27 protein-coding genes are annotated in these 26,999 nt (G+C 68.4%); 13 read left to right on the top strand and 14 right to left on the bottom strand.

What is annotated here, in order from left to right; translation table 11 throughout:
- Positions 1 to 33 precede the first annotated feature (33 nt).
- Both AOZ06_RS03105 and AOZ06_RS03100 read left to right on the top strand, forming a co-directional pair.
- Positions 34 to 684: a biliverdin-producing heme oxygenase gene (locus AOZ06_RS03105; protein WP_054288015.1), complete on the top strand. Its 651-nt coding sequence runs from the start codon at positions 34 to 36 to the stop codon at positions 682 to 684.
- Positions 685 to 784: 100 nt separating this feature from the next.
- A complete protein-coding gene (locus AOZ06_RS03100) occupies positions 785 to 1,414 on the top strand; it encodes a superoxide dismutase (RefSeq protein ID WP_054288014.1) in 630 nt (209 codons plus the stop codon).
- A 456-nt stretch (positions 1,415 to 1,870) separates the two neighbouring features.
- Here AOZ06_RS03100 and AOZ06_RS03095 read toward each other — a convergent pair whose 3' ends face one another.
- The 6 genes from AOZ06_RS03095 to AOZ06_RS03070 form a co-directional block, all read right to left on the bottom strand.
- On the bottom strand, positions 1,871 to 3,007 hold the full coding sequence (locus AOZ06_RS03095) for an IS701 family transposase (protein WP_083472547.1): 1,137 nt from the start codon (positions 3,005 to 3,007) through the stop codon (positions 1,871 to 1,873).
- Between the two features lie 66 nt (positions 3,008 to 3,073).
- Positions 3,074 to 4,084 carry a hypothetical protein gene (locus tag AOZ06_RS03090; RefSeq protein WP_054288013.1) on the bottom strand — a complete coding sequence of 337 codons (1,011 nt, stop codon included), beginning with the start codon at positions 4,082 to 4,084 and terminating at the stop codon, positions 3,074 to 3,076.
- The gene (locus tag AOZ06_RS03085; protein WP_157233738.1) at positions 4,041 to 5,420 is read right to left on the bottom strand and encodes an MFS transporter; all 1,380 of its coding nucleotides are present in this window, start codon (positions 5,418 to 5,420) and stop codon (positions 4,041 to 4,043) included. The genes AOZ06_RS03090 and AOZ06_RS03085 overlap by 44 nt, the downstream gene beginning before the upstream one ends.
- Positions 5,421 to 5,427: 7 nt before the next feature.
- Positions 5,428 to 5,859, bottom strand: a complete 432-nt coding sequence (locus AOZ06_RS03080) for a MarR family winged helix-turn-helix transcriptional regulator (RefSeq protein ID WP_054288012.1) — start codon at positions 5,857 to 5,859, stop codon at positions 5,428 to 5,430.
- A 50-nt stretch (positions 5,860 to 5,909) separates the two neighbouring features.
- Positions 5,910 to 7,355: an NCS2 family permease gene (locus AOZ06_RS03075; protein ID WP_054288011.1), complete on the bottom strand. Its 1,446-nt coding sequence runs from the start codon at positions 7,353 to 7,355 to the stop codon at positions 5,910 to 5,912.
- A gap of 50 nt (positions 7,356 to 7,405) precedes the next feature.
- A complete protein-coding gene (locus AOZ06_RS03070; RefSeq protein ID WP_054288010.1) occupies positions 7,406 to 8,239 on the bottom strand; it encodes an immunity 49 family protein in 834 nt (277 codons plus the stop codon).
- 48 nt (positions 8,240 to 8,287) lie between these two features.
- Between AOZ06_RS03070 and AOZ06_RS03065 the strand changes: the two genes are divergently transcribed.
- Positions 8,288 to 8,566, top strand: a complete 279-nt coding sequence (locus AOZ06_RS03065) for a DUF2530 domain-containing protein (protein ID WP_083471476.1) — start codon at positions 8,288 to 8,290, stop codon at positions 8,564 to 8,566.
- Here AOZ06_RS03065 and AOZ06_RS03060 read toward each other — a convergent pair.
- Both AOZ06_RS03060 and AOZ06_RS03055 read right to left on the bottom strand, forming a co-directional pair.
- Positions 8,563 to 11,409, bottom strand: a complete 2,847-nt coding sequence (locus AOZ06_RS03060; RefSeq protein WP_417999932.1) for a sacsin N-terminal ATP-binding-like domain-containing protein — start codon at positions 11,407 to 11,409, stop codon at positions 8,563 to 8,565. The two genes, AOZ06_RS03065 and AOZ06_RS03060, sit on opposite strands and share 4 nt — an antisense overlap.
- On the bottom strand, positions 11,406 to 12,155 hold the full coding sequence (locus AOZ06_RS03055) for a DUF3027 domain-containing protein (RefSeq protein ID WP_054288008.1): 750 nt from the start codon (positions 12,153 to 12,155) through the stop codon (positions 11,406 to 11,408). The genes AOZ06_RS03060 and AOZ06_RS03055 overlap by 4 nt, the downstream gene beginning before the upstream one ends.
- A 37-nt stretch (positions 12,156 to 12,192) precedes the next feature.
- Here AOZ06_RS03055 and AOZ06_RS03050 point away from each other — a divergent pair, with 37 nt between their 5' ends.
- Genes AOZ06_RS03050 through AOZ06_RS03040 form a run of 3 tightly spaced genes read left to right on the top strand, consistent with a single transcriptional unit; the run spans position 12,193 to position 15,249 of the window.
- Positions 12,193 to 12,972 (top strand): glutaminyl-peptide cyclotransferase, encoded by a 780-nt coding sequence (locus AOZ06_RS03050; protein ID WP_054288007.1) that lies wholly within the window; start codon positions 12,193 to 12,195, stop codon positions 12,970 to 12,972.
- Between the two features lie 45 nt (positions 12,973 to 13,017).
- Positions 13,018 to 14,784 carry an MFS transporter gene (locus AOZ06_RS03045; RefSeq protein ID WP_083471475.1) on the top strand — a complete coding sequence of 589 codons (1,767 nt, stop codon included), beginning with the start codon at positions 13,018 to 13,020 and terminating at the stop codon, positions 14,782 to 14,784.
- 9 nt (positions 14,785 to 14,793) lie between these two features.
- The gene (locus AOZ06_RS03040; RefSeq protein WP_083471474.1) at positions 14,794 to 15,249 is read left to right on the top strand and encodes a DUF2771 family protein; all 456 of its coding nucleotides are present in this window, start codon (positions 14,794 to 14,796) and stop codon (positions 15,247 to 15,249) included.
- 51 nt (positions 15,250 to 15,300) lie between these two features.
- Here AOZ06_RS03040 and AOZ06_RS03035 read toward each other — a convergent pair whose 3' ends face one another.
- Positions 15,301 to 15,687 carry a cold-shock protein gene (locus AOZ06_RS03035; RefSeq protein WP_054288005.1) on the bottom strand — a complete coding sequence of 129 codons (387 nt, stop codon included), beginning with the start codon at positions 15,685 to 15,687 and terminating at the stop codon, positions 15,301 to 15,303.
- 147 nt (positions 15,688 to 15,834) lie between these two features.
- Between AOZ06_RS03035 and AOZ06_RS03030 the strand changes: the two genes are divergently transcribed.
- Positions 15,835 to 16,020, top strand: coding sequence for a hypothetical protein (locus AOZ06_RS03030; protein WP_157232773.1), 186 nt, complete (start codon positions 15,835 to 15,837; stop codon positions 16,018 to 16,020).
- Here AOZ06_RS03030 and AOZ06_RS03025 read toward each other — a convergent pair.
- Positions 15,998 to 16,609, bottom strand: a complete 612-nt coding sequence (locus tag AOZ06_RS03025) for an HAD family hydrolase (protein ID WP_054288003.1) — start codon at positions 16,607 to 16,609, stop codon at positions 15,998 to 16,000. The two genes, AOZ06_RS03030 and AOZ06_RS03025, sit on opposite strands and share 23 nt — an antisense overlap.
- Positions 16,610 to 17,023: 414 nt before the next feature.
- Between AOZ06_RS03025 and AOZ06_RS03020 the strand changes: the two genes are divergently transcribed.
- The 3 genes from AOZ06_RS03020 to AOZ06_RS03010 are packed head-to-tail and all read left to right on the top strand — an operon-like array spanning position 17,024 to position 19,917.
- On the top strand, positions 17,024 to 17,614 hold the full coding sequence (locus tag AOZ06_RS03020; RefSeq protein ID WP_157232772.1) for a TetR/AcrR family transcriptional regulator: 591 nt from the start codon (positions 17,024 to 17,026) through the stop codon (positions 17,612 to 17,614).
- Between the two features lie 30 nt (positions 17,615 to 17,644).
- Complete coding sequence (locus AOZ06_RS03015) at positions 17,645 to 18,640, top strand: R2-like ligand-binding oxidase (RefSeq protein WP_054296384.1); 996 nt, start codon at positions 17,645 to 17,647, stop codon at positions 18,638 to 18,640.
- A 35-nt stretch (positions 18,641 to 18,675) separates the two neighbouring features.
- Entirely contained in the window at positions 18,676 to 19,917 is a 1,242-nt protein-coding gene (locus AOZ06_RS03010; protein WP_054288002.1) for an Nramp family divalent metal transporter, read from the top strand.
- Here AOZ06_RS03010 and AOZ06_RS03005 read toward each other — a convergent pair.
- The gene (locus AOZ06_RS03005) at positions 19,904 to 20,869 is read right to left on the bottom strand and encodes a Gfo/Idh/MocA family protein (RefSeq protein ID WP_054288001.1); all 966 of its coding nucleotides are present in this window, start codon (positions 20,867 to 20,869) and stop codon (positions 19,904 to 19,906) included. The genes AOZ06_RS03010 and AOZ06_RS03005 overlap by 14 nt on opposite strands.
- Before the next feature lie 14 nt (positions 20,870 to 20,883).
- Positions 20,884 to 21,480 carry a helix-turn-helix domain-containing protein gene (locus AOZ06_RS58300; protein ID WP_083471473.1) on the bottom strand — a complete coding sequence of 199 codons (597 nt, stop codon included), beginning with the start codon at positions 21,478 to 21,480 and terminating at the stop codon, positions 20,884 to 20,886.
- 124 nt (positions 21,481 to 21,604) lie between these two features.
- Between AOZ06_RS58300 and AOZ06_RS02995 the strand changes: the two genes are divergently transcribed.
- The gene (locus AOZ06_RS02995; protein WP_054287999.1) at positions 21,605 to 22,138 is read left to right on the top strand and encodes an RICIN domain-containing protein; all 534 of its coding nucleotides are present in this window, start codon (positions 21,605 to 21,607) and stop codon (positions 22,136 to 22,138) included.
- 33 nt (positions 22,139 to 22,171) lie between these two features.
- Here the strand turns inward: AOZ06_RS02995 and AOZ06_RS02990 are convergent, their stop codons facing one another.
- Entirely contained in the window at positions 22,172 to 23,785 is a 1,614-nt protein-coding gene (locus tag AOZ06_RS02990; RefSeq protein WP_157232771.1) for an AMP-binding protein, read from the bottom strand.
- 361 nt (positions 23,786 to 24,146) lie between these two features.
- On the opposite strand from AOZ06_RS02990, the gene AOZ06_RS02980 reads away from it, so the two are divergent.
- Together AOZ06_RS02980 and AOZ06_RS02975 are read left to right on the top strand one after the other, a co-directional pair.
- Positions 24,147 to 24,926: an HAD-IIA family hydrolase gene (locus tag AOZ06_RS02980; protein WP_054287996.1), complete on the top strand. Its 780-nt coding sequence runs from the start codon at positions 24,147 to 24,149 to the stop codon at positions 24,924 to 24,926.
- 24 nt (positions 24,927 to 24,950) lie between these two features.
- On the top strand, positions 24,951 to 25,757 hold the full coding sequence (locus AOZ06_RS02975; protein ID WP_236952055.1) for a metallophosphoesterase family protein: 807 nt from the start codon (positions 24,951 to 24,953) through the stop codon (positions 25,755 to 25,757).
- 12 nt (positions 25,758 to 25,769) lie between these two features.
- Here the strand turns inward: AOZ06_RS02975 and AOZ06_RS02970 are convergent, their stop codons facing one another.
- Positions 25,770 to 26,981, bottom strand: coding sequence for a DUF1444 family protein (locus tag AOZ06_RS02970; protein WP_054287994.1), 1,212 nt, complete (start codon positions 26,979 to 26,981; stop codon positions 25,770 to 25,772).
- Between the last annotated feature and the right edge of the window lie 18 nt (positions 26,982 to 26,999).

The following is a 26,999-nucleotide window of genomic DNA, read 5'->3' as shown; positions in this document are numbered from 1 at the left end:
TCTGACAGCTGTGTCAGAAAAGGAGACGGACGCATGAGCCCGACCTTCGCGGAAACCCTTCGAGCTGCGACCATGCCCGTGCACGAGCAGGCGAACCACTCGCCGTACATCTCGGCGCTGCTCGGCGGAGAACTGTCAGTCGACGCGTTCGCCGACCTGGCCGGCCAGCTGTACTTCGTCTACTCCGCGCTCGAGGACACCGCCGAACAGGTGCGCGAGGACCCGATCGCCGGCAAGTTCGTGTTCACCGAGCTGTACCGCAGGGCGGCGCTGCGCGAGGACATGGCGTTCTACTTCGGGCCGTCGTGGGAGTCGGTGGTCAAGCCGCTGCCCGCGACCGCGGCGTACTGCGACCGCATCCGCGAAGCGGGAACGTCCTGGTCAGGCGGGTTCGTGGCGCACCACTACACGCGCTACCTCGGTGACATCGCGGGCGGCCAGATCATCCGGCACAAGCTGAAGAACCTGCACGGGATCACCGGGCCGGGTTCGAGGTTCTACGTGTTCGACCAGATCCCGAGCGCGCCGAAGTTCCGCGACACCTACCGGGAACTGCTCAACACCGCGCCGTGGGACGCCGCCGACCGCAAGCGCTTCATCATGGAGAGCGTCCGGGCGTACGAGCTCAACGTCGGCCTGTTCGCCGCTCTTGCCGAGGACATGCCCAGGTATTCCATGTCCTGAGTTGACGCTTCTCACCTTGGGGCGGTCCAGCGTCGGCCTCCTATTGCGAGTAGGTTGCAGGTACCAAATACTTGTGTCACCTATCCGTGAGGGAGGGCCGATGGCCCAGTACGTCCTGCCGGACCTGGACTACGACTACGGCGACCTCGAACCGGCCATCATCGGCGAGATCAACGAGCTGCACCACGGCAAGCACCACGCCGCGTACGTCAAGGGTGCCAACGACACGATCGAGAAGCTCGACGAGGCGCGGGACAAGGGCGAGTTCGGTTCGATCGTCGGCCTCGAGACCACGCTGGCGTTCAACCTGGCCGGACACTCGCTGCACCAGGTGTGGTGGAAGAACCTGAGCCCGAACGGCGGCGACAAGCCGACCGGTGAGCTGGCGGCGGCCATCGACGAGTTCTTCGGCTCGTTCGACAAGCTGCGCGCCCAGCTGAACGCGGCGGCCACCACGATCCAGGGCTCCGGCTGGGGAATCCTGTCCTGGGACCCGATCGGCGAGCGGCTGCTGACCCAGCAGCTCAAGGACCACCACGCGAACCTCTCGATCGCCACCACACCGCTGCTGGCGTTCGACGTGTGGGAGCACGCGTACTACCTGCAGTACCGCAACGTGAAGGCGGACTACATCAACGCGCTCTGGAACGTCGTCAACTGGGAGGACGTCAACCAGCGCTTCGTCGATGCCCGCAACGGGCTGAACGGTCTGCGCGTACCGCAGTCCTGATCAAGCAGTCCTGATTCCCCAAGACCTGGCGGCGGATGCTCCGACAAGCGAAGCTGCCCACGGGTGAAAGCCCCCGGCTCAGCACGGCCGGGGGCTTTCGCCGTCACGGGCCGGGGTGCGCTCGTCTTCCGGATGGATGAGAGCCCCCGGTCGGCGGACCGGGGGCCCTCTCTGTTCCCGAACTGACTGCCGCTCCCACCACGAAGCGGACATGTATGAGGTTAGCCTACCCTCACTTCGTCCGCAACAGTCGGATGCGCGACACGCCCCGCAAGAGTGAGACCTAGTACTGCAACGACAGGTTGTGATGTCCGCGTCTGCGGTAGTGGCTGATACGGGCGCGGGTCTGGCTTGTTCGTCGCCAGTTCGACCAGTGCACGACGTGGCGGATCGTGTGGACCACCGGTGCTGTGATCCGATTCCATAAGCGGCGGATCTCGTTGGCGGACAGCGGAATCAGGGCGCGGTCGGTACCGGATGTGGTGCCCCCTTTTTCGCGGCTTCTCTGGTGATCACCAGAAATGCCGCGGCAGCCATGGACAATGTGATATGCCGGTACCACGCCGCATAACCTCGAACCTGGTAATGGTCCAGCCCGGTCTCGTTCTTGGCGGTCTGGAAGGATTCCTCAATGGCCCAACGAGATCCCGCGACACGTACAAGGCGCTCCAGAGTGGTCTCACCAGGGCCGAAACAGACGTAGTAGGCGATGTCGGTGGGATCGGTCAGGCTGCGGCGAGCCAGCAGCCAATGCCCTCGCTCGGTCAATCGCAGCGGGCGGATATCAACCAGCGCCCAGTCGTACACCCGGTGACCATGAGCACCGTCACCACAACTCATCCGTGTCCATGAGTCCTCGGTCACCTCGGCGATGACCCGATCGACCCGAACCTTGGTCAACTGCATGGTGACCACCATCGAGTTCTTCGCCACCGCCAGGACATGGGCGATGTCCTCGGATTCCAGCCACATCCGCAACTTCGTGTCCACGCCGTAGGCCTCATCGCCGGTGACCCACCCGAACGGCATCCCGCCACGCCTAGCGCGCTCAATCATCCGTCGCGCCAGAACGGGTTTGGTCGCCAGCGTCACCTCATCCGGGATACCGGCCCGGCGGCAGCGCTCCCGATCAGAGATCCACTCCTTGGGCAGGTACAACTCCCGATCGATCAACGCCCGGCCCCGCTCCGAGGCATACGCCAGGAACACACCGATCTGCGAGTTCTCGATCCGACCGGCGGTACCGGAGTACTGACGGGCGACCCCGGCGGACGTGGTCCCCTTCTTCAGAAAGCCAGTCTCATCGACGATCAGCACACCCTGCCGTTCATCACCGAGAACCTCGATCACCGCGCCACGCACCTCATCACGCACACCGTCGGCATCCCAGGCGTAGAAGTTCAGCAACCGCTGCATCCGTTCCGGCCCAGCGTCTCCCACGGCCTCGGCCAGCGTCCAACCATTCTTCCGCTCGGTCTCGCTGAGCAAACCCCGCACATACGACCGCATCTGCCGCCGGGACTCGACCCTGGGAAACCGCGCCGCGAACCGACCCATGAACGCCTCGAAACTTGCCGACCACCCAGTCGCCATCTCTTCCACCAACACCAAGATCAACTACCACGACACGACCACAGATTACAACCTGTCGTTGCAGTACTAGAAGCCCTGCGCCAGGTCAGGGCGCCAGTACCGCTGGACCATGTCCTGATAGGCCTCTTCCGGGTCGTCGGCGAAGGTGCTCCACGGCCGCCCGGACATCCGGTCCCGCATACCGAACAGGTGCATGAAGGCGCGGTCCTTCTCGCCCGCGAGGCCACAGGCCGCCGCGAAGTAGTTGTGGGCCTCGAACGCTCTCGGGTGCGGGCGCTCGTCCTTCATCCACCGGTTGGACGCGGCCTCGATCGGCTGGAAGTTCTTCTCGAACATGCCTTCGGCCACCGCGCGCAGATCCGGGTTCTTGTACTCCTCCTGCGCGATGACCTTGGCCTGGATGTACGTCTCGAAGTAGGCCACCACGATCATCGCGGTGACCGGATCGCCCTGCGGGGCGTTGTTCACCGTCTCGACGGCGAACTGGGACATCTCCTCCTGGGAGCCGTACCACTTCTGGGCGACCACCTGCAGCCGTGTCCAATGTGCCGGGAACAGGGTCGGCCCGCGCTTCACCGTCTCCGCCCACACCGCGTCCTGTTCGGACCGGTCCTGGCCGAGACCCATGCCGACGGCCAGCAACTGCGCCCACGGCGTCGGGTCGCCGGGCAGCATGTCCGCCGCCGCGAACAACGGCCTGCGGGCCTTCTCCAGGGTGGCCCGGAACAGCTTCGCCCTGTCCTCACCCACGCTCGACGCCCAGCCGCTGCCGCGGATCGCCCACGCTTCCCCGATGTACGCGTCCCCCGCCAGCAGCATCAGCTCCGGGTCGCGGTGCTGCGCCGCGAGTTCGGCGATCTCGTCGGCACTGCCGACCAGGCGGTGTCCCAGCGTGCTCAGCCGCAGGCAGCGCGACTCCGCGTTGTCCCGGCTGTCCACGAGCACTGTGACCGCGGCGTTGAGCTTGCCTTCGCCCAGCTCCGCGTCGGCGGCGTCGAGCAGGTCGTCTTCGTAGCAGTGGCCCCAGATGACTTCACGTCTGGGCAGTGCTGCCTTTTTCCTGCCGAACAGGCCCATGAGCGTCCCCCTGCGGTGCCGCGTGATCGTTTGCGCGAAGCGTAACGGCATCGCGGGCACGCAGGCGCAGGATCGTCCACAGCACGAGCGCGGCCACGATGGACATCGCGCCGCCGAAGAAGAACGTCGACCGGCCACCGAACTGGTCGGCGAGCCACCCCGTCAGCGGCCCGGCGATCGGGTTGCCGCCGAGGAACAGCAGCATGTACAGGCCCATCACCCGGCCACGCATCTCCTGGTCGACCGACAGCTGCACGGTCGTGTTCGCCGTGTTCATGAACGTCATCACGGCCAGCCCGACCGGGATGAGCGCGATCGCGAACGACAGGTACGTCGGCATCATGCCCGCCACGAGCGTCAGCACACCGAACAGCAACGCCGACCCGAAGACCATCCGGATGTCCGGCGTGCCCCGCACACTGCGGCGCGCCGCGAGCAACGCGCCACCGAGCGTGCCGACGGCGAGCATCGTGGACAGCAGGCCGTAGCCGTCGGCTTCCTTGTGGAAGACGTTCGCGGCCATGATCGCCAGCGTGGTGAAGAACGTGATGCCGAACGTGCTCACGCAGAACACCAGCGTCAGCACGACCACCAGGTCCGGACGACCGCGCACGTAGCGCAGGCCTTCCCGCAGCTGTCCCTTCCTGCGCGGGACCGCCGGGCCCCTGTGCAGTTCGGACGGCCGCATCACCAGCAGGCCGGTGATCACCGCGACCGTGGTCACGGCGTTGATCATGAACACCATGCCGGTGCCGACCCAGATGATCAGCACACCGGCCAGCGCCGGGCCGACCACACGAGCCAGGTTGAACGACGAGGAGTTCAGCGCGACCGCGTTGGTGATCTGGGAGATCCCGACCATCTCACTGGTGAACGACTGCCGGACGGGCGTCTCCAAAGCCACGAAACAGCCGAACACGAAGCACAGCACGTACACGTGCCAGAGCTGCACCCAGCCGGACACGTCGAGCACACCGAGGATCACCGCACAGCCCGCCATCGCGGACTGCAGCGCGATCAGCAGCTTGCGCTTGTCCAGCCGGTCGGCGAGAACGCCGGCGTAGAGGGAAAGGAACAGCGTCGGCGTGAACTGCAACGCGGCCGCGACGCCGAGAGCGACCGGGTTGTTGCCGGTGAGGGTGAAGACCAGCCAGTCCTGGGCGATCCGGTTCATCCAGGTGCCGACGTTGGAGATGATCTGGCCGGAGAAGAACAACCGGTAGTTGCGGATCCGCAGGGACGCGAAGGTGCCCTGCTTGGGCTGCGGCGGCGGTGGCGGTAGGTCTGAGTCGAAGTCCTTGCTCTTCTTCTCCCGGGTCCCACCCGTGCCGCTCAGCACCTCTTTACTGCCCCGCCATCCTGTCGATGATCTCGGCCGCGCGGGACAGCGCCTCCCGCTCGGTATCGTCCAGTTCGGACAGTCGGGCGTGCAGCCACGCCTCGCGCGCGGCGACGTCCGCCTCGATGTAGCCGAGCCCCTGCTCGGTCAGCTCGACGATCACTTGCCTGCCGTCGTTCGGGTGGGCTCGTTTGCTGATGTAGCCCATGTCCTCGAGCGCGGCGATCACCCTCGTCATCGAGGGCGGCTGTACGCCTTCACGCCCCGCCAGTTCGCCCGGCGTCATCGGGCCGCACTTGTGCAGGCTCGACAGCGCTGAGACCTGGCTCAACGTGACCGACTCGTTTGTCCGTTGTGCCCGAAGCCTGCGGTTGAGCCGCATCACCGCCAGCCTGACTCGGCTGGTCAGCGAGTGGTCGTCGGCGGAACCGGACACATACTTAGCATACCTTATGAATTGGTGATCGACTCGAATGTCACTCAACGTCACCCGATCGCACTCTGGATCGGGCCGACGGCGAAGAACGCGACGAACGCCGCCGCGATCACCCACAACAGAGGGTGAACGGTCCTGGCCCGGCCGGACACCACGCGCAGCACCACGAAGCTGACGAAACCCGCGCCGATGCCGTTGGCGATCGAGTACGTGAACGGCATCACCACGATCGTCAGGAACGCGGGCAGCGCCAGCGAGAAGTCGGTGAAGTCGATCTCCTTGATCTGCGCCATCATCAGCACACCCACGATCACCAGCGCCGCAGCCGCGGCCTCGACCGGCACGACCTGGTACAGCGGCGTGAAGAACATCGCCGCGATGAAAAGCAGACCCGTGACCACGTTCGCCAGCCCGGTCCGCGCGCCCTCGGCGATCCCGGACGCGGACTCGATGTACACGGTGTTGGAACTGCTCGACGCGGCACCGCCCGCGACCGCACCGACCGAGTCGACGAACAACGCCTTGCCGACCCCGGGCAACTGGCCGTCCTTGCCGATCAGCCCGGCTTCCTTGCCGAGACCCGTCATCGTGCCGACCGAGTCGAAGAAGTCCGTGAGGATCAACGTGAACAGCAGCAGGCACAAGGTCAGCGCGGGCACCCGGCTCCACGCGCCGAACGAGAACTCGCCGAGCAGCGACAGGTCCGGCAACCCGGCGACCTGGTCCGGCATCGCCGGATAGCCGAGGTTCCAGCCCTTGGGGTTCACGCCCAGTGACGGCCCGGCCTTGACGATCGCCTCCAGCACGATCGCGAAGACCGTGGTGAACAGGACACCGATCAGGATCGCGCCCTTGACCCGTTTCACCACGAGGATGCCGGTGACGAGCAGGCCGACGCAGAACACCAGCGTCGGCCACGACGCGATCGACCCGGAAATGCCGAGCCCGACGGGAACAGTCGTGTTGGCGGCGTCAGGGATGCGCCGCACGAACCCGGCGTCGACCAGACCGATGAGCGTGATGAACAGACCGATACCGACGGCGATCGCGGCCTTCAACGGCTGCGGCACGGCGTTGAACACGGCCGTGCGCACACCCGTCAGCACGAGAACCATCACGACGAGGCCGTTCAGCACGACCAGCCCCATCGCCTCGGGCCACGACATCTGCGGCGCCAGCGTCACCGCGAGGAAGCTGTTGATCCCCAACCCCGTGGCCAGCGCGAACGGGTAGTTGGCGACCACGCCGAACAGGATCGTCAACACCCCCGCGACCAGTGCCGTCACCGCGGCGACCTGGTCGACCGGGAGGATGTTGCCGAGCACATCGCGGTGGGCGGACGGGCCGTCGGCGGCGAACGAGCCGATGATCAGCGGGTTGAGCACCACGATGTACGCCATCGTGACGAACGTGACCAGCCCGCCTCTGACCTCCCGACCGGTGGTCGAACCACGCTCGGTGATCTTGAAGAAGCGATCGATCCTGCTGGTGGCCATAGTCCGCGACTCCCCTCGGCGCCGGTGTCGGCGGAAGAGTAACCGCCAGGTCAGAGCGTGACCTCACCCACTCGGTCGGCCGTGAGCAGGATGTTCGGCAGGTACGCGGACTCGACCTCGACCCAGATCCGGGATTGCCGAGCCAGGCAAGCAACAGCCAGCGGCCCCAGCGCGATGGCGCCACGCGGGTCGCCGGGGCGGGCCGACCAGTACTCCTTGTGCAGCTCGAGCGCCTTGGCGAGGGACTCGTTGAAACCGTCGGCGTCGCGCTGGGTCAGGCGGTAGAACAGCTCCATCACCGGGAAGTCGAGCTTCAGCGCCCGCTGCGGGTCGATCTCGCGCAGGCTCTCGGGTTCGGTGGCCTGCATGGCGTCCAGCAGCTGGTCGATCAACCCCTCGCCGCGGTTGCAGTACGTCCGCAGCACACCGGCCCAGCGCCGCGGGTACTCGTCCGTCGTGGTGCGCAACGAATCGAGGTCCACCTCGGCGAGCGCGGCCGTCCGCTGCCGCTCCCGGCAGACGATCGACAAGTACGTCGCCGTCGTCCACGCGGACAAGTCGGCCCCGTCGATCGGCCCGGCCGTGGAGTGGCGGACCTCGTCCTCGATCCGGAACTCCACCCGGCCAGAGCCGGTGGTGAGCAGGAACAGCGCGCAACCGGCCTGCATGGCACGGCCGAACGCCACGTACGTGTCCAACCAGGCAGCGGCGGGATCGGTGGCGGCGAGGTGCCCGGCCTCGTCGAGCGAAAGCTCCAGCAACCTGGCGACGGTGGCCCGGTCGGTCTCGATCCGCTCGCGGAGGTCCAGCACCTCCTTCGCGATCCGCTCGGCTGCGGCGTCGGCGGTGGCCTTGTCGAAGTCGTGCCGATCGATGGTCTGCATGGTTCTCGCCCCCAGAGGTAACAATGCCGGGCCGGGTAGCCTGCACGTGTGGAGTCCACTGAGGAACCCCAGTCACCGGATGAGACCGGCAAGTCGCTCCCGCCGCCGCCACCCCCGCCGGCGCGGCTGGTCGACCTGTTCCGGATCGTCATCGTCGGCGAGATCGTCTGGCTGGGCATCCTGGTGGTCGCCCTGTTCACCGGCCCGAGCATCCTGGCATGGACCGCGGTCACAGGTGCCGCACTCGGCGGAATCGGCATGGCCATCATGACCTGGCAGCGATCCGCCGCCAGGCGCGGCTCGAAAACAGCCCAGCAGGGCCTTTAGGACAAAACCGTCCGCGGGTCCGGGTCTTCGAGGATGGCGTGGATGACGTGCCTGTCGATCCAGCGGTCCGCGGCCCACGCGAGTGCCCGGGCGAGGCCGTCGGGGGTGTCCTCGCAGTGGACGCGGTTGTGGCGGTCGACCCACCAGTGCACGCGTTGGTCGTTGGCTTTCAGCTCGTCGTGGACGATCACGCCTTCGAGGGGCAGGTCGAAGCCGAGCAACTCCGCTGCCACGACCACCGCGCCCAACTCGGCCCACGGGACGAGGTCGCCGCCGGTCACGTCACCGGCCGACTCGGAGGCCACGGGCAGGTCGAGCAGTTCCGCCAGGGCTTCCGCGGCGTCGTCGTCCAGCGCCGCCACGACTCGGGCGGGCGGTAGGACTGCCAGGAGCCATGGGGCGTCGAGCACCACGCAGTCTTCGGCGTCCACTGCCTCACCGGACAGGACGCGGACGTGTTCCGGGGCGTCGATCAGTGACACGTCCACCGATCCCGCCAGTGCCGCGTGGGCGCGCAGGGACACGCCGTGCGGCACCAGGCGGGCGGGATCACCGAGGCGGTCGAGCAGGTCTTCCGCGTCCGAGGCGTCCTTGATCTCCAGGTGGGTACGGACTCCGGCCGCTGCGGCCAGGTCGTCGCCGAGGTCGAGTGGCAGCGGGTCGTACAGGCCGATCAGGTCCGACGCCGACGCTGTGCGCCAGAACCGCGGTGCGCGGCCGTCCAGCAGGGCGTAGCGGGAGATCCACCAGGCCGTGTAGCCGCCTGGTTCGCGCAACGCTTGCCACGTCGCGGGTTCCATCGCCAGCAGCCGCAGGGCTTCCGGCCATTTGTCGTCCGCCACGAGGTCCAGGTCGCGCACGGCCACCACGCGCTTCGGCTCCTCACCGGAGGAGGACCACCACTCTTCCTCGTCGGCGAGGTCGTGCTCCGGGCCGATCGGCTCCTCGTCGACGATCACCGCGAAACCGGTCAGCACACCGACCGCCGACAGCACGTCCGCCGACCAGCGTTCGGCGAACTCCGGGTCGAGCAGGCCGAGCGGCGACTCCTGGTCGAGCACCTCGAGGAACCGGGAGCCCGGCAGCGCCAGCTCGTCCGCCTCCCGCCAGTCACCCGCGGAGTCCGGGAGTGCCAACGACTTCAGCCACGGCCGTCCGCCCGCCTGGCTGACCAGGCCGAGCACGGCGTGGGCGAGGCCGGAGACGATCAGGCCGGCCGACGCGTCGGCGACGCTGCGTTCCACCGCCTCCTGCAACGAATCCAGCACCTCCGCCGCGCCCGCGTGCCGGGCACCGAGGCGTTCCAGCAGCGGGTTTGCCGCTTCCGGGTGCACCAGCCTGAGACCGGGAACGTCCAGATCGGACAGGAATTCCGGCTCGTCGGCCAGCAACGTCCCGCGCGGGCCCGGCAACGTCCGGCCGTCGGCCAACGGCACCGGCAGGCCGCTGAGGTTCTCCCGGATCGCCGCGTCGTTCTCGGCGAACGGCAGCAGCGCCGCGTAAACCTGCTGCCACCACGACGGTTCCTGGGAGATACCGGTCAGCGCCGCCACGACTTCCGGGATGCGCAGGCGGGAAACCTCCAGCGACGCCAGCGCGTGCGCGTGCCCGGGGTTCGCCAGCCACGCCGCGGCCAGGTTGGGCACGACGTCGGACAGCAAGTCCGCCAACGAATCCGACGGGATCTCCAGCACGCGGGCGACGGCTGGAGTCAGCGACTCCGCGACGCCGGGTAGCCAGGCCTGTGCCCGCAACTCGGCGACGATCAGCTCACGCAACTGTGCGTCCACATCGGACCGCGGGAAGCCGGGCACCGGCACGAGTGCCGTGCGGTGCTCTTCGGGAACTCCGAAAACCAAAGCGGGGTAGAGCTTCGCGGCCTCGGCCAGCACCTCGGTGACCGCCGCGGACGCCATCACCCTGCGCCGGGACGCCTCGATCGGCAGGCTGGCGATCAGCCTGGCAGGCAACGAAAGCCGCTCGTCGGTCGGCGTGGGGGCGTGCAGCACGTCCTCGGCCAGCGGTTGCGGAACGCCCGCGTCCGTCACCGGGATCGCCCAGCAGACCAGCCATTCCGCGCTCGTCTCCATCCCGAGACCCGCGGTGTCCGACAGCTTCCCCGATCCCCTGCGCAACATCCACCGCGTGGTGCCCGCCGGGCCGGTCAGCACGACCGTGTCGCCGGAGTCGCTGCTCGTCCAGCGCGACCCGGCCACCTCGATCGACGCCAGGCCGGGTAACGCCAGCAGCAGATCAGGCGCCTGCTCGCGGAAGTTCGCCAGCAACGCCGCCTGGTCGACGTCCGCGCGCAACGGCAGCCGGATCTCGGTGTCGAAGCCCGCCGGCGGCGCGGAGTCCGTCGGCCAGACCAGGCGCAGCACCGGGACCTGGCCCGAGCGCGCGGCCACGTGCCGCTGGATCTCGGGGATCTCCCTGGTCCGCTGGGCGGAGAACCGGACCGAGCCGGTCGACGAGACGACCTCCGGCTCGTCGGTCACCGACAGGACCGCGGAGAACCCGACGCCGAACTGACCGACCGTGCCGAGGATGTCCCGCTTCGACGACGCGCGCAACGAGGCCAGCGCGGCGACACCGTCGGCGTCCAGTGGCGCGCCCGTGTTCGCCGCGCGCAGCTCGCCGTCCACAATCGACAGACGGAGGTGGCCGCCGAACCCGGCGGCGTCGGCCGCGTTCTGCGCCAGCTCGACCAGCAGGCGGTCGCGGTACGCGCCGATCCGCAGGTCTTCCTCGGCGTTGGCGTCTTCACGGAACCGCGTCGGCGAGGCGCTCCAAGCTGCCAGCACTGCCTCGCGTAAGCGCTGGGTGCCGAACGGGTCGTTCACTCCGCTGATGCCCGCTCGACGTCGAGCAGCGAGTCGTCGTAGATCAGGTCCGCGACGAGCACGGGCGAGCCCTGCTCGATGCGGAGCTCGGAGTGCGCGCCACAGCCGTACTGGACGTGCACCACGTGCCCGTCCGCCGGGGCGATCTCGTTCCCGCAGACACCGAACGCTGCCCGCAGCGCACCGGCGACCGGCAGGTAGAAGCCACAGGTGCCGCAGTGCTCCGGCGCGCTGCGGGCCATGTCCGAGCGCGGGCCGTACTCACCGCCTTGCCAGCGGGTGGCCGCCTCCAGCCGCGCCGGGCGGGACATCACACGCACCCTGCCGAGCCCGGCCTCGTGCGCGACCTCCTCGACGGCCTCGTCGTCGGACTGGAGGTACGCGGGCACGAGCCGGGGGTCGTCCGGGGCGGTCGGGAGCAGATCGCCGACGCCGAGGTCACCCGCCTGCACCCGCTGCTGCCACGGCACCCACGCCGGGGCCACGAGCGCGTCGGGACCGGGCACGAGCACGACCTCGCTGACCGTCACCTCGGTTCCCGGGCCGGCGTCGGCCACCGTGACGGCCCAGTGCCAGCCTCGGTATCCCGGCTTGTCGGCGTCGAAGAGGTGCGTGACAGCGGCGTCGTTCTCCGGCCGCACGCCCACGTGCGCGCCGACCTCGTCACCGGCTTCCACACGGGCAGCGGCGCGTGCGCGCTCGACTGCTCCGGCAAGGGCAGCGTCTGGTTCCGGCGTCGTGCTCATCACGGAGATTGTGCACCACGTGTGTCACGCTTCCGGCGTGAAGGTGCTTCTTGTTCTCACGGCCTGCGTTTTGGTCGCATCGTGTGGCACGAGTACTGCCCCGCAAGCCGCGCCGAACACCCCCGTGAAGCTGCGCGCCGAAGTGCTGGCGGTCCTGCCGCACGACTCGACAGCTTTCACCCAGGGCCTCGAACTGGACGGCGACCGGCTCATCGAAGGCACCGGCCTCGAAGGCGGGTCCAGCGTGCGCGAGGTCGACCCGCGCACCGCCGAGGTGGCCAGGAAGGTCGACCTGCCCCCGCCCATGTTCGGCGAGGGCCTGACCGTCGCCGGGTCGAAGATCTGGCAGCTGACCTGGAAGGACGGCGTCGCGATCCAACGTGACAAGCAGACGCTGGCCGAGGTCAGGCGGGTGCCGTACAGCGGCGAGGGCTGGGGGCTGTGCATGGACGGGCAGCGGCTGGTGATGAGCGACGGCTCGGACAAGCTCGCCTTCCGCGACCCTGAGTCGTTCGCCCAGGTCGGCGAGGTGCGGGTGCGCTCGGCGGGCCAGCCGGTCACCAGGTTGAACGAACTGGAGTGCACCCCCGGCGGGGTCTACGCGAACGTCTGGCAGACCGAGACCATCGTGCGGATCGACCCGGCGTCCGGCGACGTCACGGCCACCATCGACCTCGCTGGGCTGCTGCCGCGCGACGAGCGGGCAGGCGCCGACGTGCTCAACGGGATCGCCGCCGTCCGCGGCACGGACGAATTCCTGGTCACCGGCAAACTGTGGCCGAAGATGTTCCGGGTGAAGTTCGTCACGGCATCGTGAGTAACTCCGTGTGTGGGCTGCGAGCCACTAAGGCAGGATGGAGGGGTGCTTCGCTCCGGCTCTGACGACAACGGCGGGGACCGGCCTGCCAAGAGCCGGTCCAAGGGACGGAAGTGGACCGCGCGGCAGCCCCGGCAGTTCCACCGGGAACAGCCTCCGCCGCCCGCTCCCGCGCCGCCCCCGCCTGCCCGGCGTCAACCGCCGCCGCCCCCGCCGCCCCTTCCCGAGGAGTTCCGGCAGACCACGCCGTTGCGCCGGGAACCACCACCGCCTCCGTCGACGCGGTACGGCCCGGACGGCTACCCGATCCCCCGCAGCGGCCAGACGGGCCCGTACGACTACTACGAGCAGGCGCCGCCGCCGAACCGGCAGCAGCCGCCGCCCCCTCCGCCGCAGCCCGAGCCGGAAACCGAGGCGACCCACGGCGCGGAAGCCGCGGTCCTGCCGCGCGGCGGCATCCCGCAGATGCCGAAGAAGCTGACGGTCACGCGGGTGGCGGCGCTGCGCAGCAAGCAGCTGACCCAGCAGGCGGTGCACGCCTTCAAGCGGGCGGCGAACGCCGACGGCGCCGACAAGTCCGGTCTGACGTCGCTGACGTACGCGACGATGCTCAACTACGCCAGCGACGCGGCGATGGCCGTCGCGCTGGCGAACACGCTCTTCTTCGCCGCCGCGAGCGCGGACAGCAGCAAGGGCAAGATCGCGCTCTACCTGCTGATCACCGTGGCGCCGTTCGCGCTGGTGGCGCCGGTGATCGGGCCTGCGCTCGACAAGATCCAGCGCGGCCGCAGGCTGGCCATGTGCGTGGCGTCCGCGGGCCAGGCGCTGATGTGCATCGTGATGGCGACCAACTTCGACTCGTGGCTGCTGTACCCGGCCGCGCTCGGCAAGATGGTGCTGTCCAAGTCGTTCACGGTCCTCAAGGCGGCGGTCACGCCGAGAGTGCTGCCGCCGGAGATCACGCTGTCCAAAACCAACGCCCGGCTGACGGTGTTCGGCCTGGCGGCGGGCATGGTGTTCGGTGGCATCGCGGCCGGTTTGACGCAGCTGTTCGGCTCGCCGGGCGCGCTCTGGTTCACCGCGCTCATCTGCGTCGCCGGGGCCGTGCAGGGCATGCGGATCCCGGCGTGGGTCGAGGTCACCGAGGGCGAAGTGCCCGCGACGCTGTCGGCAACGCCGACAAGACCCAAACGCCAGCCGATGGGCCAGCAGGTCGTGGTGTCGTTGTGGGCCAACGCCACCGTCAAGATCCTGACCGGCTTCCTGATGATGTTCTCGGCGTTCGCCATCCGCGCGGAGACCGAGGGGCAGGCGTTCCAGCAACTGCTGCTGCTCGGCATCATCGCGGCCGCCGCCGGTGTCGGCAGCTTCGGCGGCAACGCGATCGGCGCGCGGCTGCACGTGGCCAGACCGGACCAGATGGTGCTCGGCTGCGTGGTCGCCTGTGTCACCGCGACCGTGGTCGCCACGATCCTGCCGGGCATCGGCACGATGGCGATCGTCAGCCTGATCGCGTCGACCGCGGCGGCGCTGGCGAAGAACAGTCTGGACGCGGTGATCCAGGACGACCTGCCGGAGGAGTCGCGGGCGTCGGCGTTCGGCCGTTCGGAGACGGTGCTGCAGATGGGCTGGGTGTTCGGTGGCGCGCTGGGTGTGCTGCTGCCGACCACGTTCTGGGTCGGGTTCCTGGTGGTGTCGGTGCTGCTTGCGCTCGGGATGGTCCAGACGATCCTGGCCACGAAGGGGAATTCCCTGCTCAACGTGGTGCGGCGGGCCACCCCGGCGCGCCAGGCGGGCACCGAGCCCACGTAGGCTGCCGCTGTGCGCCGATTTGGAATTGCCTCGCTGGTGGCGGGCGGTCTGCTGCTCGCGGGTTGCGCCCCGTCCCACGATCCCGAGGTCACGTTCTTCGCGGACGGTGAAGCCGTGCGGATCACGCCGTCGCCCGTGTGCGACGCGAAGCTGGAGGAGTGCAAGCCGACGGGTGAGCTGGCGGTGCCGGGCGGGAAGTCGTTGAACATCAACGTGCCCAAGCAGGTCGCGCAAGCGCCGTGGCTGGTGGTGTTCCGCTACCGCGCCGCCGACGGTTCCGTGCAGAAGGCGCGTTCGGCGCTGTTCGGCGACGGCGGGACGTACGCCTACACGCTTCGCACACCGACCGCGGGCGATCAGCTGATGCACGTGGAAGTGCAGCGCATCGGCGGATTCGGCGCGGACCAGAACAACGAGGTCATCTACGGCGTCGACGCCAGCTGGGCGTTGACGGTCCGCGCATGACAATGTGCCCCCGACGCGTCGCATTGGGGGCCCACGGGGGAAGGCGCGTGGTTACGGGTCGAGCTCCCGCGCGACGGCGCGGACGACTTCGGCGATTCGCTTGGTGGCCTTGCGATCCGGGTAGCGGCCACGCCGCAGGTCCGGCTGCACCGACGCTTCCAGCATCTTGATCATGTCCTCGACGAGGCCGTGCAGTTCCTCGGCTGGGCGCCGCCTCGCCTCGACGACCGACGGCATCGGGTCGATCAGCCGGACCGAAAGCGCCTGCGGGCCACGGCGGCCGTCCGCCACCCCGAACTCAATGCGTTGTCCCGCCTTGAGTCCCGTCACGCCAGGCGGCAGCGCGGAAGCACGGACGTACACGTCCTCCCCGCCGTCCTGTGTGACGAACCCGAAGCCCTTCTCCGAGTCGTACCATTTGACCCGTCCGGTCGGCACAGCTCTCACCGTTCCCTCGTCGACTCCATCAGCCACGCGGCTCCACACTGGCGTGCCGCACGACTAACGCGCCCCGGGCACGCCCTGGACGCGTCGTGACAGCCTATGCCAAACCGGGGTTCTGGCGTAGCGCATACTCTGCTCGCTGTGCCGAAGTTCAGCCTGTTGCCAGCAGCCATGACGATGTTCGCCATCGGCCTGATCGCGATCATCGCCGTGTTCGTGCTGTACGCCTCCGGGCAGTCGAACCTGTCCGTGTGGCTCTACGTCGCGGCGATGTTGCTGCCGATCGGTCTCGGGCTGGGGATCTTCAGCGTGGTGCGGCGTCGCTGAACCAGGCCGGGAAGTCCGCGAGGCTGTCGAGCACGACGTCCGCGCCCGCCTCGGTCAGCGTGGCCGCGTCGCACGGTCCCGTCGTGACGCCGACCGCGAACGCGCCAGCCGCGGTGGCGCCCTTCATGTCACCGATGTGATCTCCGACGTAGATGCTCGCGCCGTGCAGCTTGAGCGCCTCGGCTTTGCCCGCAGACCACAGGTCGCCGACAAGGTGGTCGATCTCCCAGCCAAGCGCGTCGATGTGCAGCTGGGCGTTGCGCTGGTACTTGCCGGTGACGATGACGGTCTTGCCGCCAACTGCCCTGACTGCCTGGAGAGCGGCAACCGCGCCGGGCATAGGGACCGTCGTCGGGATCACGATCTGCGGGTAGGTGGCACGAAACCGCGTCACGCACCAGTCGAGCCTGGCTTCGGGAACGCCGACGGTGGCGAGCATGTCGCGCAATGGCGGCCCCATGTTGGCGGCGACGTACTCGCCGTCCAGCGGAAGGCCAGTGTCCGCAGCGAGCGCGACCATCGCTTCGATGATGCCGGGGCGAGGGTCGATCAGCGTCAGGTCGAGGTCGAAGCCGACGGTCACGGTCATCCCATCACCCTAATTGCGCGCAACCGCAGACCAACCAACAGCGGCGAGCCAAGACAAAGCACGCAGGCCAACAGCGAGCGCGCAACCGCAGGCCAAGCCACAGCGGCAATCCACAAGAAGGCCCACAAGCACGCAGACCGGCCCCGAGCGGTGAGCGCGCCAGCGCGGAGAGGTGCTCCGGGGTGCGCCTGCCCGTCGGGCAGGAGCGCCCACGCACCGAAGGACACACACCTGGAACCCGGGCTGTAGAGACGAAGGACACAAACCACCCCTCCTGCCCAGAGGTCAGCCACCCGGCGAGGGGAATCCACCCGGCGAAGGAAAGGACCGGCGAGGGGGTCCACGAGGCTTTACAGGAGAACCACCCAAGTACAGATAGTTGACAGAATCACTATCCGTGTAAAGACTAGAACCATGACCGAGATCACACCGTTCTCGGAAAGAGTACGCCTGTCCCTGCGCGAAACATTGCTGGACGCGGCAGCGGAACTGCTGGCCGAGCACGGTTTCGCGGGCCTGCGGATGGTCGACGTCGCCGCCAGCGCCGGCGTCAGCAGGCAGACCGTCTACAACGAGTTCGGCAACAAGTCCGCGTTGGTCGACGCGGTCGCATTGCGGACGGTCTCGGAGTTCCTCGACGGCGGCGAGGAACTGTGGCGCACGACGACCACTGTGGCCGACGGCCTGCACGCGCTGGTCGAGTACATCGTCCGGCACGGCAGGGAAAACCGCCTGGTCGCCGCTGTTCTCGGCGGCGCGCGGGCCGAGGACCTGCTGCCGTTGCTCACCACCAGGGCCGGGCCGGTGCTCCGCCCGGCGATCGACCACGCGGGCCGCAACCTGGCCCAACGGGTCCCGACGCTGCCACCGCACCACACCGCGCTGCTCGCCGAGACCATCGTGCGGCTGGCGGTCAGCCACATGATGCTGCCCGGCGGCACGCCCGCCGAAGCGGCGGACGCCGTGTGCGCGGTGGTGCTGCCCGCGATCGAGGCCTACTCCTGACGATCCGTGTTCATGGCAAAGGAGCCGGACATGACGCAGACCCAAGCCGAACTCCGCACCGGATTCGCGTCGTTGCGCAAGGGCGGGCTGAACTGGGACTCGTTCCCGCTCAGGCTGTTCGTCAAGGGCAACGCCAGGTTCTGGAACCCGGCGGACATCGACTTCAGCCGCGACCGCGCCGACTGGGAGTCCCTCACCGACGAGGAACGCCGATCGGCCACGTACCTCTGTGCCCAGTTCATCGCGGGTGAGGAGGCGGTGACCGAGGACATCCAGCCGTTCATGAAGGCGATGGCCGCGGAGGGCCGGATCTCCGACGAGATGTACCTCACGCAGTTCTGCTTCGAGGAGGCCAAGCACACGGAAGTGTTCCGGCGGTGGATGGACGCGGTCGGCCTGACCGACGACCTGCACCCGTTCGTCGCGGAAAACCCCTACTACCGCAAGCTTTTCTACGAGGAGCTGCCGGGATCGCTCGCCGTGCTCGAACACGATCCGAGTCCGCGCAACCAGATCCGCGCATCGGTGACGTACAACCACGTGATCGAGGGCACCTTGGCGCTCACCGGGTACTACGCGTGGCAGAAGATCTGCACCAGCCGCGGCATCCTGCCGGGCATGCAGGAACTGGTCCGCCGGATCGGTGACGACGAGCGCAGGCACATGGCGTGGGGCACGTTCACCTGCCGCAGGCACGTGGCCGCGGACGACTCCCTGTTCGACGCGGTCACCGAGCGGATGGGTGAGCTGCTGCCGATCGCGCTGAACATGATCGAGTGGGTCGGCAACCAGTTCGAGGAGCCGCGCCCGTTCGAGACCGACCCGCAGGAGTACGTCGTTTACGCTGGTGACCGCGCCCAGCGCCGCCTCGGAGCCATCTCGTCGGCCCGCGGCACGCCGGTCGCCCGGATCGACCTGGACTACTCACCCGAGGTGCTGGAGGACCAGTTCGGCGAAGAGGACGCGAAGGTCTTCGCAGAGGTGAGCGGCTCCAGCAAAACCGCTACTGCAAACGGTTTGCAGTAAGCTCGACGTCGGCCGGTTCGTCGTGGGAGGTCCGTTTGTCACTCGCCAGTGCCATCAAACCCAGGATCACCCGCTTCCGGGCCGGAGCCGCGCTCCTGGGGCCCGCGTTCGTCGCGGCCATCGCCTACGTGGACCCCGGCAACGTCGCCACCAACACGGCGGCCGGGGCCACCTTCGGCTACCTGCTGGTGTGGGTCGTGGTCGTGGCGAACATCATGGCCGGGCTAGTGCAGTACCTGTCCGCCAAACTCGGCCTGGTCACCGGGCTGTCGCTGCCCGAGGCGGTCCGTGACCGGCTGTCGCGGCCGACCCGGCTGGCCTACTGGGCGCAGGCCGAGGTGGTGGCGATGGCGACCGACCTGGCCGAGGTGCTCGGCGGCGCGATCGCGTTGAACCTGCTGTTCGACCTGCCGCTGCTGGTCGGCGGCCTGATCACCGGTGTGGTGTCGACCGCGTTGCTGGTGGTGCAGGACCGCGCCGGGCAACGACCGTTCGAACGGGTCATCACCGGCCTGCTGCTGATCATCGCGATCGGTTTCGCCGCTGGGCTTTTCGTCTCACCGCCGTCCGGATCCGGCGTGGTAGGCGGCCTGCTGCCGCAGTTCGCGGGTTCGGAGAGCGTCCTGCTGGCCGCGGGAATGCTGGGTGCGACAGTGATGCCGCACGCGGTGTACCTGCACTCGGCGCTGGCGCGTGACCGGCACGGCCTGCAGACCGGGCCTCAGCTGGGGCGCCTGCTCAACGCGACCCGTTACGACGTCGGTGTAGCGATGGTCTTCGCCGGGGCCGTGAACCTGGCGATGTTGCTGCTGGCGGCCAGTGCGCTGTCCGGAATCGACGGTGTGGACACGCTTTCCGGCGTGCACAACGCCATCGGGCAGCACCTCGGCCACGGCATCGCGTTGCTGTTCGCCGTGGGGCTGCTGGCTTCCGGTCTGGCGTCGACGTCGGTCGGCTGCTACGCCGGTGCCGTGGTGATGGGCGGGCTGCTGCGCAAGCGGATCCCGTTGCTGGTCAGGCGTCTGCTCACGCTGCTGCCCGCGGTCGTGCTGCTGGCCTTCGACGTGGACCCGTCGTGGGCGCTGGTGATCTCGCAGGTGGTGCTGTCGTTCGGCATCCCGTTCGCGTTGATCCCGCTGGTGCGGCTGACTTCCGCGCGCGGGCTGATGGGCAAGAACGTCAACCACCGGGTCACGACCGTGCTGGCGTGGGTGATCGCCGCGCTGGTGATCGCGTTGAACCTGGCGTTGATCTACCTGACCGTCACGGGTAGCTGACGCCGAGCTTGTCGAGCGCTTCGGCGAGCGTCCGCATCACCGCGAGGGTTTCGTCGAGCGGCATGTGCGGGCTCTCGATCTCCCCTGCCTGGACGCGCTTGTTCACCTCGGCGATCTGGTACTGGTAGCCGTGCCCGGTCAGCTCGAGCGAGTGCTTCTCGTCGTCCTGGCCGGGGCGGACCACGGTGAACTCGGTCGGCCGGTAGAACACCGGCGGGATCTCGATCCGCCCTGCCGTGCCGACGATCGTCGCCGCGATCGGGTAGTAGCCGACCAATGAGGACGACAGCTGCGCGAAGGCGCCGTTGGGGTAGCGCAGCATCAGCGCGGCTTCCGCGTCCACACCGTCGATCAGGGTTCCTTGGGTGGCAACGCTTTTCGGCGCACCGAGGAGCATGTGGGCGAAGGAGACCGGGTAGACGCCAAGGTCGAGCAGTGATCCGCCACCGGCGGCCGGGTCCCACAGCCGGTGCGCGGGGTCGTGCTCGAAGGGCGCGCCGAAGTCCGCGTGGACGCTGCGGACCGCGCCGATCACGCCGTCGGCGACCAGTTCCCGGATGAGCCTGACCAACGGGTTGAACCGGGTCCACATCGCCTCCATCAGGAAGAGGTTCTGCCTGCGGGCCAGTTCGACGAGTTTCTCCGCGTCCTTGAGGCCCACGGTGATCGGCTTCTCGCACAGCACGGCTTTGCCTGCCAGCAAGGCGTTGCGAGCCACGACGTAGTGGCTGCTGTGCGGGGTGGCGACGTAGACGACTTCGATGTCCGGGTCGGCGAGCATGTCGTGGTAGTCGCCGTAGAACCGCGGTATGCCGTGTTTCCCGGCGAACTCCTCGGCTTTCGGGGTACTGCGCGAGGAGACCGCGAGTACCTCGGCGTCGGGCACCAGCGCCATGTCCGACGTGACGACGTCCGCGATCCGGCCGGTGGCCACAACTCCCCACTTGGTCACGAACCCAGCCTATGTCACCACGCGAACAGCGCCGGGTTCGTGGTGGCCAGGCGGGCGCTGACGATGTTCGCGGCACGCCGGACCAGCGGTTCGATCCCCGCCAGTTGGCCGGGTCCGAGCACCCGCGCGTTCACGCACGCGACGACCCCGCCCGTTGCCGCGTGCACGACCGGTGCACTGGAAACCGCTGACACGCAGGAGAATTCCTGTCCGGAAAGCCGGAATCCCGGCCGCAGCTCCACCACGTCGTCGGCGTCGCCGCGGACGGCGGCGACGATCAGCATCTGCCCCGCGTCCACCACGCTCACGTTCACGCTGGCGCCGCCGATGCTCGCGGCGAGCTGGCGCAGCGGCGGGAGTGCCGCCGCGCGCAGGGCAGCCGCTGGCCGCCAGCCCTCGCCGACGTGGAACATCCGCGGCCCGATCCGGTACCGGCCCGATCGCGACTCCACCGCGCCGACCCCGGCCAGCTGGCCCAGCAGCCGGTGCGCGGTGGCCTTGGGCAGCCGGGCGGCCTCGGCGAGCCCGCTCGGCCCGGCCTCACCGGCCCTGGCCAGCTCCTCCAACAACACGAACGCACCGTCCAGCACACCGCGCCTTGCTCCAGCCATTCCGGTTCCCCTCGGGTGGGTGTTCCGCTCAACGGACCGAAACCTTTCCCCAGCACCACTCCATCCTCACGATGGGGCACGCCGGAAGTGACCGGCGAATCGGGCAGAGAAGAGGGGAACCGCGATGAGACTCAGATCGGTACTCGCTGTCCTGGCACTGGCGCTCGGACTGGTCACCGCTGCCGGTGGCACGGCGTCTGCGGTGGTTTTCTTCCAGATCCGCGCCCAGCACAGCGACAAGTGCATCGAGGTCGATGGCGGGGTCGGTGCCGTGCAGGACGGCGCCCGTGTGGTGCAACGGACCTGCGGCGACAACAAGCAGTCCAACCAGTTGTGGAAACTCATCGACGCGGGCAACGGCGTCTACCGCGTTTCGGCCCTGCACAGCGGCAAATGCCTCGACGTCTCAGGCGCCGGGACAGGCGACGGTGTGCCGATCCAGCAGTGGGCCTGCCTTGGGGACAACCAGACCAACCAGCGGTGGCGCATCGAATGGGCGGTGGACGGCGGCTACTACCGGTTCTTCCCGGTGCACGTGTACAGCCGCAAATGTCTCGACATCGCAGGCAGTTCGACGGCCGACGGCACGCCCGTGCTCCAGTGGGAGTGCATCGGCTACCAGCAGGCCAACCAGAAGTACCGGCTGATCAGCTCGTGACGAGCGGCGGTGGTGCCGGTCCGGCACCACCGTTCACAGCCCGAGGATCTCCCTCGCCGTCTCGCGCATCTCGACCTTGCGGATCTTGCCGGTGACCGTCATCGGGAACTCGTCGACCACGTGGACGTACCGCGGCACCTTGTAGTGCGCCAGTTTCCCGGCGCAGAACGCCTTCAACGCCTCCGCTGTCAACGCCTCCGCGCCGTCCCGCATCCTGACCCACGCCATCAGCTCTTCGCCGTAGCGCTCGTCGGGCACGCCGATGACCTGCGCGTCGAGGATGTCCGGGTGCGTGTAGAGGAATTCCTCGATCTCCCGCGGGTACACGTTCTCGCCGCCGCGGATGACCATGTCCTTGATCCGGCCGGTGATGCTCAGGTAGCCCTCGTCGTCCATGACCGCGAGGTCACCGGTGTGCATCCAGCGCGCCGCGTCGATGGCCTCCGCGGTCTTGCCCGGTTGCTCCCAGTAGCCGAGCATCACCGAGTAGCCGCGGGTGCAGAACTCGCCGGGTGTGCCCCTCGGCGCGGTCAGCCCGGTCTCCGGGTCGACCACCTTGACTTCGAGGTGCGGGTGCACTCTGCCCACTGTGGACACGCGACGGTCCAGTGTGTCCTGTGCGGTGGTCTGCGTCGACACCGGTGACGTCTCGGTCATGCCGTAGCAGATGGTGACCTCGTTCATCCCCATCCGCTCGATGACCTGTTTCATCACCTCGACCGGGCACGGTGAACCGGCCATGATCCCGGTCCGCAGGCTCGACAGGTCGTACGACTCGAAGTCCGCCTCGGCCAGCATCGCGATGAACATCGTCGGCACGCCGTACAAGGACGTGCACTTCTCGCCGGCAGCCGCGGCGAGCGTCTCCGCGGGCGCGAACGACGGCGCCGGGATGACCATGCACGCGCCGTGCGACGTGCACGCCAGGTTTCCCATCACCATTCCGAAACAGTGGTAGAACGGCACCGGGATGCACACCTTGTCCTGCTCGGTGTACCCGCAGGTCTCGCCGACGAAGAAGCCGTTGTTGAGGATGTTGTGGTGCGAGAGCGTCGCACCCTTGGGGAAACCGGTCGTGCCGGACGTGTACTGGATGTTGATGGGATCATCCGGTGACAGCCGGATCCCGGCCAGTGCCGCGGGATCGGCCGCGCGGCCGGCGTCGACCAGTGCGGTCCACTCAGGACTGTCGAGCAGGACGACGTCGGCGAGCGCGGGGCAGTCCGGCCGGACCTGCTCGATCATGGCGGCGTAGTCGGACGCCTTGAACGCCGACGCCGAGACCAGGGTGCGGATGCCGGACTGGTTGAGCACGTAGGAAAGCTCGTGCACCCGGTACGCCGGGTTGATGTTGACCAGGATCGCGCCGATCTTCGCGGTCGCGTACTGCACGAAGGTCCACTCCGCACGGTTGGGCGACCAGATGCCGACCCGGTCCCCCTTGCGCACACCCTTCCCGAGCAGGCCGAGCGCGACCGCGTCGACCTCCTCGGACAGCTCGCGATACGTCCACCTGCGGCCCGCCGCCCGGTCCACCAGCGCGTCCCGGTCCGGGTACGCGGCCACCGTCCGGGCGAAGTTGTCCCCGATGGTCTCCCCGAGCAGAGGCACAGTCGATGTACCCGAGGCGTAGCTGGGAACGGACACGGCGGGCCTCCCGACGATGTGGTCTATCTCACCTTAGGCCCAGTTCCGGCCGGTGTGGCAAGATCAACCCGTCGGCCTGATCAACGCGGGCGGCGCCGAACTGGGCGCGGGTACCACGATTCCGCTGCGCTTCTCGGTGCTGGACAGCAGAGCGATGACGATGCCGATGACCAGAGTGAGCACAGCGGCAATGCTGACGACGGTCCAGTTGACCGGCCAGCGACTCGGCTTGTGCCTGCGACCCAACTCGACTCCTCGCCGTTACTCCAGTCGCCATTAGTATCGTCCGCCGGATGGCCGGTCAAGCCCGACAGGTGCGGTTGAAAGGGCTTGTGGCGTGCGGCACTGCGATCATGTCCCCATGACCTGGAACTACTTGATGGACATGGACGGTGTACTCGTCCACGAGGAACACCTGGTGCCCCGAGTGGACGAGTTCCTCGCCGAACTGCGTGCCAACGACATCCGGTTCCACGTTCTGACCAACAACTCTATTTTTACGCCAAGAGACCTGCGCGCGCGGCTGCTTCGGACAGGTCTCGACGTTCCGGAGACCTCGATCTGGACGTCGGCACTGGCCACCGCGCAGTTCCTGGACTCGCAGCGACCAGGCGGTTCGGCGTTCGTGATCGGTGAAGCGGGCCTGACGACGGCGTTGCACGAAGTCGGTTACGTGCTGACCGATCGTGACCCGGATTACGTCGTGCTCGGCGAGACGAGGACGTACAGCTTCGAAGCGATCACCCGCGCGATCCGCCTGGTGGAAGAAGGCGCGAAGTTCATCGCGACCAACCCGGACGCCACCGGCCCGAGCCGGGAGGGCTCGCTGCCCGCGACCGGGTCCGTCGCCGCGCTGATCGAACGCGCGACCGGCTTCTCCCCGTACTACGTCGGCAAGCCGAACCCGCTGATGATGCGCTCCGCGCTGCGGTCGCTCGGCGCCCACTCGGAGAACACCCTGATGATCGGCGACCGGATGGACACCGACGTCCGCGCGGGCCTGGACGCCGGGCTGGCCACCATCCTGGTGCTGACCGGGATCTCGACCGAGATCTCCGCCGACCAGTTCCCGTACCGGCCGACCAGGGTGATCAACTCGATCGCCGACCTCGTTGGGCACACCTTGAATCCCTTCGGCTGACGGATGCTCGTATCGTCTGTTGGTGTGCGGGATGAGCGACGGACCTATGTGATCGGGGACGTGCACGGACACCGCGCCGAGCTGGCGGGCGCGTTGCGTGCCCTCGGCCTGGTCGACGAGGACGCGAACTGGTCGGGCGGTGCGGACCACCTGTGGTTCCTCGGCGACTTCGTGGACCGCGGCCCGGACGGCGTCGGCGTGATCGACCTGGTCATGCGCCTCTGCGCCCAGGCCCGGGAGGCGGGCGGGCAGGTCGACAGCCTGCTGGGCAACCACGAGATCCTGCTGCTGGGGATGCACAAGTTCGGTGACACGGACGTGCCGTCCGACTTCGGCCCGCGCAGCTTCGCCCGCAGCTGGGAGATCAACGGCGGGCAGGCCAGCGACCAGGAGGCGCTGACCGCCGAGCACCTGGACTGGCTGACCTCACGGCCGGTGCTCGCACTGGTCGGCGACCACCTGCTGATGCACTCGGACACCATCGAGTACCTGCAGTGGGGCGAGACGGTCGAGGAGATCAACGCCGCCGTGCTCGAGCTGCTGCGGTCCGACGACCTGGCCGGGTGGTGGGAGTGCTGGCGCCGGATGACCACCCGGTACTCGTTCCGCGGGCCGCAGGGCCCCGAGGTGGCCGAGCAGCTGATGGACATCCTCGGCGGCAAGCAGATCGTGCACGGCCACAGCGTGATCGCCGACCAGCTGGGCATCCTCCCCGCGCAGGTGGAGGCGCCCTACGAGTACGCGGGCGGCAAGGTCCTCGGGATCGACGGCGGCCTGTTCGTCGGCGGCCCGTGCCTGATCGTGCCCCTCCCCTACACCCCCGAGGACTAGCCAGCCCGAGGGCTACACGCCGGAGGACTGGGAACGCAGGCGAGCCAGCACCTGCTCGTCCGGCCACCGGAGTGTCCGGCGCCGGGGCGGGGTGGTCAGCGCTTCCTCCCACTCGCCGGTGAGGACCTCGGCCGCCGCCGACCACGACACCCGGAACGGCTCGCTGTCGGCCGGGAAGAGGATGTCGTCGGCGTACGGCAGCAGCGCGTCGTGCCCCTTCGGCCACGTGGTGCAGCTGCGCGCGATCCCGTCCGGGCCCGTCCCGACCTCGTACGCGGTGACCTCGAGGTCTTCGCCCGCCTGCCGGAACAGCTTCTCCATCCGGGTGCGCTGCTCGCGGTACTCGTACGTCTCCAGTGTCCGTTCCGCCAGGCGGACCGCGGCGTACGCGGGCTGCCCGCGCTGCGGCTTCCAGGCGACGATGTCACCGTCCTCGTCCGCCTTGTACGGCACGGGCGAGAGCCATCGGGGGTGGTCGGCGAAGATCTTCAGCGCCTCGTCGAGCATCCACTGCACGGCGGCGTCGTCGCGTTCGTCGGCGATCAGCATCATGTCCCGTGACGGCACCACGGCCACCGGCTGGATCCCGACCTCGTCACCGAGTCCGGCCAGCCAGCCCGGCACCACGAGCCGGGACGACTCGTAGGTGTCCTCGCTGGCCACCGCGAGCACGCCGTTGTCCAACCGGGCCAGATGCGTTCCCTCGACCATCAGGTTCTGCGCGCCGCGCTGGTACGCCTCGTCGAACGTGACGCCCCACTCCTCGAGGCTGTCGGAGTTGACCAGGCTCATCCGGTGTTCGTGGTCGATCACGATCATCTCGACGAGGTGCCGCATGGACGGGCGGCTGGCCACGGTGATCCCGCCGACCTGGCCCGCCTGCGCGTACGAGGCGGTGCGCAGGACCGGCCGCAGCCGCGGCGCGGCCGCTTCCCAGCTCTCCGGCTCGTCCGGTTGCGAGAACATGGCGGCGACGAACTGGTGCACCGCTTCCTTGCGTTCGGCCGGCGAGAGGTGGCTGACTTCGGCGAACAGGTTGCCGAGGAAGATCGAGTGCGCGCCGGGTTCCCCCACCCTGCGCACGTCGATGCCGAACCCGTCCGTCCTGGTGATCTTCGCGATGCCCGGCAGCCGGTTGATGGTCGCCACGAAATCGTCGGTGAACTGCTCCTCGGGTGTGCGCCCCCGTCCGAACCCCCGCTTGATACGCCCCAGGAAACCCATACAAAGAAGGTATCCGAC

The sequence above is a fragment of the Kibdelosporangium phytohabitans genome (genome assembly GCF_001302585.1).
Classification (GTDB): Bacteria; Actinomycetota; Actinomycetes; order Mycobacteriales; family Pseudonocardiaceae; genus Kibdelosporangium; species Kibdelosporangium phytohabitans.
The sequence above is the reverse complement of the archived record's forward strand: the minus strand, read 5'-3'. Positions and strand labels throughout refer to the sequence as shown.